The 12534-nt window shown below is 56.7% G+C and carries 12 protein-coding genes; 10 read left to right on the top strand and 2 right to left on the bottom strand.

The annotated features are described in order from the left end of the window. Position 1: 1 nt before the first annotated feature. The 10 genes from paaH (at position 2) to paaZ (ending at position 10691) form a co-directional block, all read left to right on the top strand. The gene (gene paaH / locus MIH18_RS15990) at positions 2–1522 is read left to right on the top strand and encodes a 3-hydroxyacyl-CoA dehydrogenase PaaH (RefSeq protein WP_249012859.1); all 1521 of its coding nucleotides are present in this window, start codon (positions 2–4) and stop codon (positions 1520–1522) included. After that, positions 1519–1977, top strand: coding sequence for a hydroxyphenylacetyl-CoA thioesterase PaaI (gene paaI / locus MIH18_RS15985; protein ID WP_249006302.1), 459 nt, complete (start codon positions 1519–1521; stop codon positions 1975–1977). The genes paaH and paaI overlap by 4 nt, the downstream gene beginning before the upstream one ends. Continuing rightward, positions 1974–3221, top strand: a complete 1248-nt coding sequence (pcaF, locus tag MIH18_RS15980) for a 3-oxoadipyl-CoA thiolase (RefSeq protein WP_283164736.1) — start codon at positions 1974–1976, stop codon at positions 3219–3221. Before paaI ends, pcaF begins: the two co-directional genes overlap by 4 nt. Before the next feature lie 92 nt (positions 3222–3313). Beyond that, the gene (gene paaK, locus MIH18_RS15975) at positions 3314–4621 is read left to right on the top strand and encodes a phenylacetate--CoA ligase PaaK (protein WP_249014633.1); all 1308 of its coding nucleotides are present in this window, start codon (positions 3314–3316) and stop codon (positions 4619–4621) included. A gap of 257 nt (positions 4622–4878) precedes the next feature. Continuing rightward, positions 4879–5868 carry a 1,2-phenylacetyl-CoA epoxidase subunit PaaA gene (gene paaA, locus MIH18_RS15970; protein WP_249012858.1) on the top strand — a complete coding sequence of 330 codons (990 nt, stop codon included), beginning with the start codon at positions 4879–4881 and terminating at the stop codon, positions 5866–5868. Between the two features lie 26 nt (positions 5869–5894). Continuing rightward, positions 5895–6176: a 1,2-phenylacetyl-CoA epoxidase subunit PaaB gene (paaB, locus tag MIH18_RS15965; protein WP_014872580.1), complete on the top strand. Its 282-nt coding sequence runs from the start codon at positions 5895–5897 to the stop codon at positions 6174–6176. Between the two features lie 10 nt (positions 6177–6186). Continuing rightward, on the top strand, positions 6187–6951 hold the full coding sequence (gene paaC / locus MIH18_RS15960; RefSeq protein WP_249006304.1) for a 1,2-phenylacetyl-CoA epoxidase subunit PaaC: 765 nt from the start codon (positions 6187–6189) through the stop codon (positions 6949–6951). 63 nt (positions 6952–7014) lie between these two features. Next, entirely contained in the window at positions 7015–7536 is a 522-nt protein-coding gene (gene paaD / locus MIH18_RS15955) for a 1,2-phenylacetyl-CoA epoxidase subunit PaaD (RefSeq protein WP_283164894.1), read from the top strand. A 12-nt stretch (positions 7537–7548) separates the two neighbouring features. Beyond that, the gene (gene paaE, locus MIH18_RS15950) at positions 7549–8628 is read left to right on the top strand and encodes a 1,2-phenylacetyl-CoA epoxidase subunit PaaE (RefSeq protein WP_249012857.1); all 1080 of its coding nucleotides are present in this window, start codon (positions 7549–7551) and stop codon (positions 8626–8628) included. 17 nt (positions 8629–8645) lie between these two features. After that, entirely contained in the window at positions 8646–10691 is a 2046-nt protein-coding gene (paaZ, locus tag MIH18_RS15945) for a phenylacetic acid degradation bifunctional protein PaaZ (RefSeq protein ID WP_249012856.1), read from the top strand. Between the two features lie 9 nt (positions 10692–10700). Here the strand turns inward: paaZ and MIH18_RS15940 are convergent, their stop codons facing one another. Further along, entirely contained in the window at positions 10701–10925 is a 225-nt protein-coding gene (locus MIH18_RS15940) for a hypothetical protein (RefSeq protein ID WP_249012855.1), read from the bottom strand. Positions 10926–10955: 30 nt separating this feature from the next. Continuing rightward, positions 10956–12530, bottom strand: coding sequence for a fatty acyl-CoA synthetase (locus MIH18_RS15935; RefSeq protein ID WP_249012854.1), 1575 nt, complete (start codon positions 12528–12530; stop codon positions 10956–10958). Between the last annotated feature and the right edge of the window lie 4 nt (positions 12531–12534).

The raw sequence follows: 12534 nt of genomic DNA, 5'->3' as shown, positions 1-12534 counted from the left end.
CATGCAGCCACTCGCCATAGACATCCCTGTTGCCGTTATCGGCGCCGGCGCCATGGGCTCCGGTATTGCTCAGGTCGCCGCGCAAGCGGGTCATCAGGTGTTTTTACTTGACCAGCGCGAAGGGGCCGCCGAAGCAGGCCGTCAGAGCATCGTTAAACAACTGCAGCGCCGGGTCGATAAAGGGAAGATGGAGCAGTCTGCGCTGGACGCCCTCATCAACCGCATTACGCCGGTTAACGAGCTCGACGATCTTGCCAGCGCCGGCCTCGTCATCGAAGCCATCATTGAAGACCTGGATATCAAGCGCAGCTTACTGACCAGCCTTGAGCAAGTCTGCGGCGACGACACCATTCTGGCCACCAATACGTCGTCCATCTCGGTAACGGCACTGGGCGCAAAAATGAAGCACCCCTCGCGCCTGGTGGGCATGCACTTTTTTAATCCAGCGCCTTTGATGGCACTGGTGGAAGTGGTCAAAGGCCTGGCCACCAGCGATGACGTTGCCCAATGCGTTTACGCTACAGCGGCCCAATGGGGCAAGAAACCCGTAACCGCAACCTCTACCCCCGGCTTTATTGTGAATAGAGTCGCACGGCCGTTTTACGCAGAAAGCCTGCGACTGCTGCAAGAACAGACCACAGACAGCGCCACCCTGGACGCCATCATGCGCGAGGCCGGCGGTTTTCGAATGGGCGCGTTCGAGCTGACAGACCTGATCGGGCACGACGTAAATTACGCAGTGACCTCCTCGGTGTTCAACTCCTATTATCAGGACACCCGCTTTTTGCCTTCGCTGGTGCAGAAAGATCTGGTTGACGCCGGCCGTTTAGGCCGCAAGACCGGCCAGGGCTTTTACAACTACGCCGAGAGCGCGCAAAAACCCCTGCCCGCCACCGCCGAAAAAGCCAACTCCGCTGCCGATACCTTGATTGTCGAAGGCGACCCCGGCCCGCTGGCACCGTTGGTAAAACGGCTGGCTGCCAGCGGCTTGAACATCATCGAACGCGATGGTCCCGGCCGCCTGCGATATGGCGATGCCGTGCTGGCATTGACCGATGGCCGTATGGCCACCGAACGAGCGGCGAACGAAGCCTGCAATAATCTGGTGCTGCTCGACCTGGCGTTTGATTACGCCAACACCACTCGCCTTGCCATCGCGGTTGCTGCGCAGGCGTCTGAGCAAGCCAGAACCGATGCCTGCGCCCTGTTGCAAAAGGCCGGCCTGGCAGTCAGCCAGATTGCCGACCGGCCAGGCCTGGTTGTTATGCGCACCGTTGCCACCCTGACAAATGAGGCCGCAGATGCGGCTCTGCACGGAGTGGCGTCTATTGGCGATATAGACCTTGCCATGAAAGCCGGCCTGAACTACCCGGAAGGTCCTTTGCGCTGGAGTGACAACCTTGGGTTCAGCCTGGTGCATACCGTACTGACACACATCCAGCAGAGCTACGGCGAAGAGCGCTACCGGCCTGCCTTGCTGCTGCGGCAAAATCGTTTCGCCGAAAAGGGGTTCTATGCATGAGCAACCAACCGAACACACAAACCCCGCAGCAGCTGGCACAAAACTGTGCTGACGCCATGTACCAGCGGGACGAAGCCAGTCGCAATCTGGGTATGGAAATCACCCAGGTTTCCCCCGGCAAAGCCACCGTTACAATGCCCGTGAGCAGCATCATGATTCAGGGCCACGGCTCCTGCCATGGCGGCTACCTGTTCACTCTGGCGGACTCGGCCTTTGCGTTTGCCTGCAACAGCTACAATAAAGCGACCGTGGCGTCTGGCTGCTCTATCGATTACATGCTCGGCGCCCGTGAAGGCGACTTGCTGACCGCCAGCGCGGTTGAGCAGTCCCGCGGCAATCGTACCGGCGTGTACGACATAACCATCACCAATCAGGACGGCCATGTGGTGGCCCTGTTTCGCGGCAAGTCCTACCAGGTGCGCGGCGAAGTCATCCAGTCGGAGAATAATCAATGAGCTATAACAAAACACTGCAAGACGCCTACATTGTTGACGCTGTTCGCACACCGGTGGGCCGCTACGGTGGTGCTCTGTCTGCCGTGCGCGCCGACGACCTGGGCGCCATACCCATCAAAGCTCTGAAAGACCGCTATCCAGACCTGGACTGGGCCGCCATAGACGACGTGCTTTATGGCTGCGCCAACCAGGCCGGTGAAGACAACCGCGATGTGGCGCGCATGGCACTGCTGCTGGCAGGTTTGCCGGTAGACGTACCGGGCACCACCATTAACCGCCTGTGCGGATCAGGCATGGATGCTATCGGCAGTGCCGCCCGCGCCCTGCGCACCGGCGAAGCCGAGCTGATGCTAGCTGGCGGGGTGGAATCCATGTCACGCGCACCGTTTGTGATGGGCAAAGCCGACTCCGCGTTCAGCCGTGCAGCCGAAATATTCGATACCACCATCGGCTGGCGCTTTGTGAATCCTCTGTTGAAGAAACAGTACGGCGTTGACTCAATGCCAGAAACCGCCGAGAACGTTGCCGCCGACTTCAACATTTCAAGAACAGACCAGGATGCTTTTGCCCTACGCAGCCAGCAGCGCACCGCTGCGGCTCAAAAGGCAGGGCGTTTTGGTTGTGAAATCGTGCCGGTCAGCATTCCCCGCCGCAAGCAAGACCCACTGGTGGTGGATACCGATGAACACCCGCGCGCTACCACGTTGGAAAAACTCGCCAGCCTGGCCACGCCGTTCCGCGAAGGCGGCAGCGTGACGGCCGGTAACGCCTCTGGCGTAAACGATGGCGCCTGCGCCTTGCTGCTCGCCAGCGGCAATGCCCTGAAGAAATACAATCTGAAACCCCGCGCCCGCGTTATAGCTATGGCCACCGCCGGCGTTGAGCCGCGCATTATGGGCATGGGACCGGCGCCCGCCACCCGCAAGGTGCTGAAAATCGCAGGCCTGGAATTGGCCGATATAGACGTGATTGAGCTGAACGAAGCCTTTGCCGCCCAGGCTCTCGCAGTACTGCGCGATTTGGGACTGCCAGACGACGCCGAACACGTTAACCCTAACGGCGGCGCCATTGCCCTGGGCCACCCGCTGGGTATGAGCGGCGCACGCCTTGTCACCACCGCGATGAATGAGCTGGAACTCCGCCACCGGCAGGGCCAGAAAGCCCGCTACGCTCTGTGCACTATGTGCATCGGTGTGGGCCAGGGCATTGCCATCATTATTGAACGCGTAGACCACGCCGACTGATGTATTCGACGCGTAAACGCGCGCGCCGGGCATAAAAACTGAAGCTAATCCGGTAGCAAACCGGGGCAACAAGAACAACGCAGGAAAAGATGATGGACCTACCCATGCAAAAAGTCGGAAAACTGGACCGGATGGAAACCGCCAGCGTGGACGAACTTCGCCACGAACAGCTGCAGCGTCTGCGATGGAGCGTCTGGCACGCTTACACTAACGTGCCTCATTACCGTAATGCGTTTGACGCCATTGGCCTGAAGCCGATGGATATCAACCGTTTGGAAGACATCGTCAGGATTCCGTTCACCGGAAAAGAAGACCTGCGGAATAACTATCCGTTCAAGATGTTTGCTGTGCCCATGAAAAAAGTCGTCCGGGTACACGCCTCCAGCGGCACCACCGGCAAACCGACCGTTGTGGGCTACACCCAAAGCGACATTGAAACCTGGGCCGACATAGTGGCACGCTCCATTCGCGCCGGTGGCGGCCACGCCGGCGACAAAATCCATATTGCCTACGGCTACGGCCTGTTCACAGGCGGCCTTGGCGCCCACTACGGCGCCGAGCGCCTGGGCTGCACGGTTATTCCCATGTCGGGCGGGCAAACCGAGAAACAAGTTCAGCTGATCAAAGACTTTGAACCTGACATCATCATGGTCACGCCTTCTTATATGCTGAACATTGCCGACGAAATTGACCGCCAGGGCATTGACCCCAAAAAGCTGCCATTGCGATTGGGCATTTTCGGTGCCGAACCCTGGACCAACGAAATGCGCACAGAGCTGGAAGGCCGCCTGGGCATTCAAGCGTTGGATATCTACGGCCTGTCTGAAGTGATGGGGCCAGGCGTGGGTATGGAATGCCTGGAAACCAAAGACGGCCCCACCATTTGGGAAGACCACTTCTACCCGGAAATTGTTAACCCGGAAACCGGCGACGTGTTGCCAGACGGCGAATACGGCGAACTGGTATTCACCTCGCTCACCAAAGTGGCCATGCCGGTACTGCGCTACCGCACCCGCGATCTTACCCGCTTGTTACCTGGCACCGCGCGCCCCATGCGCCGCATCGATAAAATCACCGGCCGCAGCGACGACATGCTGATTATTCGCGGGGTTAACGTATTCCCCAGCCAGATTGAAGAGCAGGTATTGAAATGCCGCGCTCTGTCGCCTCATTACGAAATCGAGGTGTACAAAAAAGGCAACCTGGACTGCGTGGATGTTCGGGTAGAACTGAAAGTTGGCGCAGAAGGCGAGAACGTCAAAGAACACACAGCCAAAGAACTGGCGCATCACATCAAATCGTATATTGGTATCAGCACCAAGATAGACGTGCAGGATGCAGGAAGCATCAACCGCTCGGAAGGCAAGGCAAAACGCGTATTCGACCGGCGCAAAGACTGACACGGACGTTTCAGCGATGCATCGCACTCGTCATTTAAATTTTGTTGTTTAAATAATGATCTAAAAGTCACAACGTATCGTCTGACACTTTAGCTAACAGATTCAGTTACTTAGAACCTTAACGCCCTAACATGATACAGAATAATCTAGCTTGAAATTTATCCAGTATCATATAGTATAAATGCATAGCCCGTGATTCGTCGCGGAGCATTGCTGTCCAACTAAAACAGACCAACAAGACAGATTCGGAGAGAGTTATGTACGCACAGCTCGTTGACACCGGTACCAAGCGCCTCAAGACCCGTGAAGAAATGTCCCTCGAAGAGCAGGACTTTCAGGACAAAATAGACGCCGAAACCAAAATCGAAGCTAAAAACTGGATGCCAGACGGCTACCGGAAAACCCTGATTCGCCAGATTTCCCAGCACGCCCACTCAGAAATTGTCGGCATGCTACCGGAAGGCAACTGGGTTACCCGCGCGCCTACGTTGAAGCGCAAGCTTCAGCTGATGGCCAAAATTCAGGACGAAGCAGGCCACGGCCTGTACCTGTACAGCGCCATGGAAACCCTGGGTGCTGATCGCGATGAAGAAATTCAGAAGCTGCACGATGGCAAAGCCAAGTACTCGAGCATCTTCAACTACCCAACCCTGAACTGGGCTGATATGGGCGCCGTGGGTTGGCTTGTAGATGGCGCAGCTATCGTGAACCAGGTGGTTCTGCAGCGCACATCCTACGGCCCCTATTCCCGTGCGATGGTGCGAGTCTGTAAAGAAGAGAGCTTCCACCAGCGTCAGGGCTTCCAGATTCTGCTGGACATGATGCGTGAAGGCACTCCGGCCCAGAAAGACATGGTGCAGGATTCCATCAATCGCCTATGGTGGCCAGCGCTGATGATGTTTGGCCCGCACGACGACGAATCCCCCAACTCGCAGCAGTCCATGGTTTGGAAAATCAAGCGCAAGAGTAACGACGAACTGCGCCAGATGTTCATTGACCAAACCATTCCACAGCTGGAATTCCTCGGCTGCACCGCACCTGATCCAGACCTTAAGTGGAACGAAGAAACCGGTCACTACGACTTCGGCACCATTGACTGGAAAGAGTTCTACGACGTGCTCAAAGGCGATGGCCCGTGTAACCGTGAACGCATTTCTACTCGCCGCAAAGCGATAGACGAAGGCGCTTGGGTACGCGAATCCGCCGTTGCCTACGCCGCAAAACAAAAACAACGCGCAGCCGCTTAAGTAGGCGCGCGAATAGGAGAGCACTTATGTCTGAATGGCGCCTTTACGAAGTATTCGTGCGCAGCAAGCATGGCCTTAACCACAAGCACGTAGGCAGCGTGCACGCTGCTGACAATGAAATGGCCATGGAAAACGCCCGTGATCTGTACACCCGTCGCAGCGAAGGCGTGAGTATCTGGGTGGTTCCTTCTGACACCATCACAGCCTCCGCTTCTGACGAGAAAGAAGTCTTGTTCGATCCGGCAGAAGACAAAGTGTATCGGCACGCGTCTTTCTACAAACTGCCAGACGAAGTCGGGCACATGTGAGGAGCGACCCATGACTGAACAAAAAGCTCTACAGGATTACCTGCTCCGCCTGGCGGATTCCGACATGATTCTAAGCCAGCGCCTTTGCGAACTGTGTGGCAAAGCGCCGGCCATAGAAGAAGAAATGGCCATAATGAACGTCGGGCTAGACCTGGTCGGCCAGGCGCGCAACTGGTACGAATACGCCGCCGAACTGATTGACGACGGCCGTGATGCAGACAAGTTGTGCTTCCTGCGGGACGCTCTCGACTATCGCAACCTGCTATTGGTCGAGCAGCCGAATGAAGACTACGCAGTCACCATGGCGCGCCAGTTTTTCTTCGACGTATGGCACTACTTCACTCTGAAAAGTCTGGTAAATGCCAGTGATGAGCGCATTGCCAACATCGCCGCGAAGGCCGTCAAAGAAGCCACCTATCACTTGCGCCGCTCGTCAGAGTGGGTCAAACGCATGGGCGACGGTACCGAAGAAAGCCACCGCCGCATTCAGGAAGCGTTTGATCTGCTGTGGCGCTTCACCGGCGAACTGGTAACGCCGGACGATACCGATCACGCCATGTTCAAGGCCGGCATTGGCCCGGATCCAGAGAAACTGAAGCAAGACTGGTTCGGCATGGTGCGTGAGGTGGCGGCCCAAGCCACCCTGAAAACCGGTGCGGAAGACGCCTGGATGTACATGGGCGGTAAAAGCGGCGTTCACACCGAACACCTCGGAATCATCCTGGCCGAGATGCAGTTTTTGCCTCGCGCCTACCCGGATGCGACCACCTGGTAAGTCTGTTTATAAAAGGGAGCTCATCCGGTGAATGAACGTGAACCATCGTCTGTAGACCTACTGATTGCCAGCGACCGGGTGCCGGCCAACGCCCACCCCGAACTGCTGACGGAAGACGCAATCTGGGCGCTGCTGGATAACGTCAAAGATCCGGAAGTGCCTGCCGTCAGCGTGTTAGAGCTGGGTATCGTGCGCAGGCTGAGTTGGGACGGCAAACATCTGAGCATTGATGTCACGCCCACCTACTCAGGTTGCCCCGCCACCGAGCTGATCGAAGAACTGATTGCCGAAGCCCTGCGCGCCGTTGGCATCCGCGACCCGCACATTAATCGCGTGTTGACCCCAGCCTGGAGCACAGACTGGATAACCGACGTAGGCCGGGAAAAACTCCGGGTATATGGCATAACACCGCCCCAGGGCAGTGCCAGCAAAATGAGCCTGCTGGGCGCCGATGAAATCATCACCTGCCCGTTTTGTGACAGTAAGCACACCGAACGAGTCAGCGAATTCGGTTCTACTGCCTGCAAGGCACTTTACCGCTGCCGCGACTGCCTTGAACCCTTCGACTATTTCAAATGCATATAGAGCCGATACGCCATGAATAAATTCTACTCACTGGCCCTCAAAGAGGTCAGGCCGGAAACAAGAAACGCCGTATCCCTGTGCTTTGATCTGCCCACCGACGTGGCAGAAAAATTCAAGTACAAGCAGGGCCAGCACCTGGTGGTGCGTACCACAGTTGACGGCGAAGAAGTGCGCCGCACCTACTCCATTTGTTCCAGTGTGAATGATCAAGAACTGCGTATTGCCATCAAACGTGTACCCGGTGGCGTATTTTCCAGTTTTGCTAACGACCTGCTAAAGCCCGGATCTGTTCTGGACGTTATGCCGCCGCAGGGCCATTTCTCCGTTGAGCTGGATCCGGAACGTGACGGGAATTACCTGGCGGTTGCAGCCGGCAGTGGCATTACGCCTATCCTGTCCATCATAAAGACCACCCTGGAAACCGAGCCCAAGAGTCAGTTCACTCTGTTTTACGGTAACAAGGGCACCAGCAGCACCATGTTCCGCGACCTGCTGCAAGATCTTAAAAACGAATACATGACCCGCTTCAATCTGGTGTACATTTTCACCCGCGAAGAACAGGACATAGACCTGTACAACGGTCGCATTGACTCAGACAAGTGCGACCGATTGTTTGACCACTGGATTGACGCCAAGAACCTGACCGCTGCTTTCCTCTGCGGCCCCCAGATGATGACCGAAACCGTGCGCGATTCACTGACGCGTCATGGCATGGACAAATCGAACGTTCATTTTGAACTCTTTACGCCTGTTGGTGGCGTGCCCAAGGCACGCAAAGATCGTGCGGAAACCAAAGTCGACCTGCAAGCCGTCAGCGTGGTTACGGTAAAAGCGGACGGTCGTTCCCTGACCTTTAATCTGGTGCGTGACACCAAGAGCATTCTGGAGGCAGGCAACGCCGAAGGCGCCGACTTGCCCTACTCCTGCAAAGCGGGCGTGTGCTCCACGTGCCGAGCCAAGGTCATCGAAGGCGAAGTCGAGATGGATCAGAACTTCGCTCTGGAAGACTACGAAGTGGCCGCAGGCTATGTGCTGTCCTGCCAGTGCTACCCCATCAGCGACAAGGTCGTTCTTGACTACGACGAAATGTGATTTTGGAGTTTTACTAAATGTCAGCTCTTAAAAGCTTTATTGCCGGTGAATGGATTGGCGAGCGGCGGGCCAAAGCCCTGCCCAGCGCCATCAACGGCGAGATTGTGGCGCACACGCATGGCGACACTCTAGACTTCAAAAAAGCCGCCGAATACGGCCGCAAAGTCGGTGGCAAAAACTTGCTGGCCATGGATTTTCAAGAGCGCGCACTGGCGCTTAAAACCATGGCGATGTATCTGCAGGAGCACAAGAAAGAACTGTACGCGCTGTCTATGCACACCGGTTCCAGCAAAGCGGATAACGGCATCGACATCGACGGCGGCTTCGGCACCATGTTTTCCTACGCCAGTATGGGCCGCCGCGAACTGCCGTCTGGCAATGTGGTACACGAAGGCCCGGTAACGCAGTTGGGCAAGAACAACCACTTTGCCGGCACCCATATTCTGGTGCCACGTGGGGGTGTTGCGCTGCACATCGACGCTTACAACTTCCCGGTGTGGGGCATGCTGGAAAAGTTTGCGCCAACCTTTCTGGCGGGCATGCCCTCCATTGTTAAACCGGCCACCTCCACCTGCTACGTCACCGAACTGGCCGTGCGCCTGATGCACGCATCCGGCGCCTTGCCAGAGGGCAGCCTGCAGCTGATCATAGGCAGCACAGGCGACCTGTTCGAGCACCTGCAAGAGCAGGATGTGGTCACTTTTACCGGCTCGGCAAAAACCGCGCGCATGCTGCGTAACCACCCGAATATTGTCCAGCGCTCGATTCCGTTCAACGCTGAAGCCGACTCGCTAAACAGCGCGGTTCTGGCACCGGATGTTACCCCGGAACATGAAGAATTTGATCTTTTTGTGCGTGAAATCGGCCGCGAAATGACCGCCAAAGCGGGCCAGAAATGCACCGCGATCCGCCGGGTTATGGTGCCACAAAACCAAGTACAAGCCGTATGCGACAAGCTTAGAGAACGGCTGTCGAAGATTACCGTAGGCGATCCCTCCGTTGAAGGCGTGCGCATGGGTGCTCTGGCGTCTATCGATCAACTTGAAGACGTGAAAGCCAACATTCAGGAACTGTTAAAAACCAGCGAACTGGTGATGGGCGGAGACGGAAGCTTTAAGCCCACCGGGCCAGGCACCGACAAAGGCGCGTTCATCGAGCCGCACCTGCTGCTGTGCCGTAACCCGGAAAACGGTTGTGGTGCCCACGACATCGAGGCCTTTGGCCCAGTTGTCACCATCATTCCCTACGATACCCTGGACGACATGGTGGAATTGGTCGCCAAAGGACGCGGATCACTGGTGACCACAGTCACCACCCGTGATCCTGCGATCATTGCCAAGCTGGCACCGGCACTGGCCGCTTATCACGGCCGCTTGCATCTACTGGATGCGGAAGCGGCAAAAGAGTCCACCGGTCACGGCTCTCCCCTGCCCATGCTGAAACACGGCGGCCCAGGCCGCGCTGGTGGTGGTGAAGAACTCGGTGGTATTCGCGCGGTGCATCACTACTTGCAGCGCTCGGCTATTCAGGGCTCGCCCACCATGCTGGCGGCGGTCACTGGCGAATACGTTCGCGGTGCCAAGCTGATTGAAAACGACGTGCACCCGTTCCGCCGTCACTTCGAAGACCTGCAGATTTGTGAATCGCTGCTAACACACCGCCGTACCGTCACCGAAGCAGATCTGGTGAACTTTGGCTGTTTGTCCGGCGACCACTTCTACATGCACTTTGATGAAATCGCCGCCCGCGAAAGCCAGTTCGGCAAGCGCATTGCACACGGCTATTTTGTGCTGTCGGCTGCTGCAGGCTTGTTCGTGTATCCGGGCGAAGGCCCGGTATTGGCGAACTACGGTCTGGACACGTTGCGCTTTATCGAACCGGTCGCACCGGGCGATACCATTCGCGCCCGGCTGACCTGCAAACGCAAGATTGATCAGGGCCGTATGTCACCCGATGGCCATCCGCAAGGTGTAGTGGTGTGGGATGTTCAGGTCACCAATCAGGAAAACGTGCTGGTTGCCAGCTACGATATTCTGACTCTGGTCGCCAAAAAGCCGGAGTAAGTTACCCGACTATAAAAAACCGCCAGCAGCTTCAGGCTCTGGCGGTTTTTTTAAGATGCCTTTCTCCATTGTCAGGCGGCGATTGTCCTCTCGCAACTGACGAATTTCCGCTTGTTCAGGGGTCCTGAAAGCAGCGGAGGCCAACGACTTGCCCACAAACTCACGTACAAGAAAAGCATTGATGATCATCAACACATTTGGCGGGATCAGAAAGCCGAGTCCCCCGCCTGCCATGATGCTGCCGGTAGCCCGCCGCTTACTTCATTAAGCGAAATCTTCTCTGAGCTTTCGTTTCAGCAACTTGCCAGCAGTGTTTTTTGGCAGCTGTTCCGCAAAGTGGATATGCTTTGGCAACTTGAAGCTCGCCAGCCTGGTTCGTGCGTAGCTCATCAAAGCTTCTGCGTCTTGCGGATAACCTTCTTTGACCACCACTATGGCGCAGATGGCTTCAATCCACTTCTCATCCGGCACACCGATGACCGCAACCTCCGCAACAGATTCGTGCTGGTAAAGAGCTTCTTCTACGTCGCGACTGGCTACCAATACTCCGCCCGTGTTCACCACATCCTTGATGCGATCAACAATATAAATGTAGCCCGCATCGTCCTGATAGCCCAGATCACCGGAATGGAACCAGCCGTTTTTGAAGGCTTCCGCCGTGGCTTCAGGTTTGCCCCAGTAACCCACCATCAGTTGCGGTGAGCGGTGAACCAGTTCTCCGTGTTCCCCGGGCTTGCAGTCTTTACCGGTAACCGGGTCCACAATGCGCGTCATCACCGTTTGCATGGGGCGACCGGCAGAAGACGGTCGGTCTGCGTGTTCTTCTGGTAGCAACACCGTCGCCAGCGGTGCAATTTCACTTTGGCCATAACAGTTGTACAGGCCTGCACCAGGCAGTTTTTCGCCAAGCTCTTTTACTATCTGGCCAGGCATGATGGATGCGCCGTAGTAAAGCTTATCCATATGTTGCAGTTTGCCCGGGTTGAATTGGGGATGATGCAGCAGGGCAATCCACACGGTGGGCGGCGCAAAAAAGGCGTTCAGTTGATCGCTGGCCAGCAGCCCGAGAATTGCGTCCGGTGTCGGGGTGTTGATCATCCGGCTGTACCCGCCACTCAGCAGCATGGGCATGGTGAATACATGCATCTGCGCCGAGTGATAAAGCGGCAGCGCGGCGAGTGAGCGGTCGCTGGCCCGAATGTTCAGGTGGTATTGGCAGGCGGCATAATGCGTCATCAGTGAACGATGCGTATGCATGGCGCCTTTGGGGTCGGAGGTGGTGCCAGAGGTATAAAGAATCTGCACCAGGTCTGTATCACAAAGCTCCAAATCCGGTGCTGTGTCTTCGCCGGCCTCAAGCGCGAATGTCAGCGCGTCGTTGGTGTTACCGCCGTGCAGGCTGCCGTGAATGGCAACCTCGGTTGTCTCCCGGATCGCATCGACTTGTGATTGCAGATCCAGGTCGGCAAACAAGGCCCTGCAGCCAGACTGATTGAGCGCGTAGGTAAGTTCGTGGCCAATCAGCGCGTAGTTAAGTGGTACATGAATCAGCCCGGCTTTGGTGCAGGCGAGCCAGAGCAAAACGTAGGCATCCGAGTTTTTGCCATAGGTACCAACGCGGTCGCCTTTCTCAAGGCCGAGCCCGATCAGACGATGGGCCAGCCTGTTCGAGGCTGAGTGAATCTCTGAGAACGTCCAGGTGCGGTCGTCAAACGTCAGTGCAGTGCGGCTGCCATGTATGCTCGCAGAGCGGGCAAAGGCGTCTCCGATCGTGTTGCGCAGAGCCCGCTGGATACCCGCCGATACGGGGCAGGAAGCGGAGGTGCCAGAGTTGTTCATGCAT

It is taken from the genome of Marinobacter sp. M3C, from assembly GCF_023311895.1.
Taxonomy (GTDB): Bacteria; Pseudomonadota; Gammaproteobacteria; order Pseudomonadales; family Oleiphilaceae; genus Marinobacter.
This window is presented reverse-complemented; position numbering and strand designations above follow the sequence as displayed.

Bases quoted from the DNA above. Each gene is read 5' to 3' on its own strand.
- paaA (WP_249012858.1), top strand. From the start codon at position 4,879: ATGTACGCACAGCTCGTTGACACCGGTACCAAGCGCCTCAAGACCCGT.
- MIH18_RS15935 (WP_249012854.1), bottom strand. From the start codon at position 12,530: ATGAACAACTCTGGCACCTCCGCTTCCTGCCCCGTATCGGCGGGTATC.
- paaB (WP_014872580.1), top strand. From the start codon at position 5,895: ATGTCTGAATGGCGCCTTTACGAAGTATTCGTGCGCAGCAAGCATGGC.
- paaI (WP_249006302.1), top strand. From the start codon at position 1,519: ATGAGCAACCAACCGAACACACAAACCCCGCAGCAGCTGGCACAAAAC.
- paaH (WP_249012859.1), top strand. From the start codon at position 2: ATGCAGCCACTCGCCATAGACATCCCTGTTGCCGTTATCGGCGCCGGC.
- pcaF (WP_283164736.1), top strand. From the start codon at position 1,974: ATGAGCTATAACAAAACACTGCAAGACGCCTACATTGTTGACGCTGTT.
- MIH18_RS15940 (WP_249012855.1), bottom strand. From the start codon at position 10,925: ATGGCAGGCGGGGGACTCGGCTTTCTGATCCCGCCAAATGTGTTGATG.
- paaE (WP_249012857.1), top strand. From the start codon at position 7,549: ATGAATAAATTCTACTCACTGGCCCTCAAAGAGGTCAGGCCGGAAACA.
- paaC (WP_249006304.1), top strand. From the start codon at position 6,187: ATGACTGAACAAAAAGCTCTACAGGATTACCTGCTCCGCCTGGCGGAT.
- paaK (WP_249014633.1), top strand. From the start codon at position 3,314: ATGGACCTACCCATGCAAAAAGTCGGAAAACTGGACCGGATGGAAACC.
- paaZ (WP_249012856.1), top strand. From the start codon at position 8,646: ATGTCAGCTCTTAAAAGCTTTATTGCCGGTGAATGGATTGGCGAGCGG.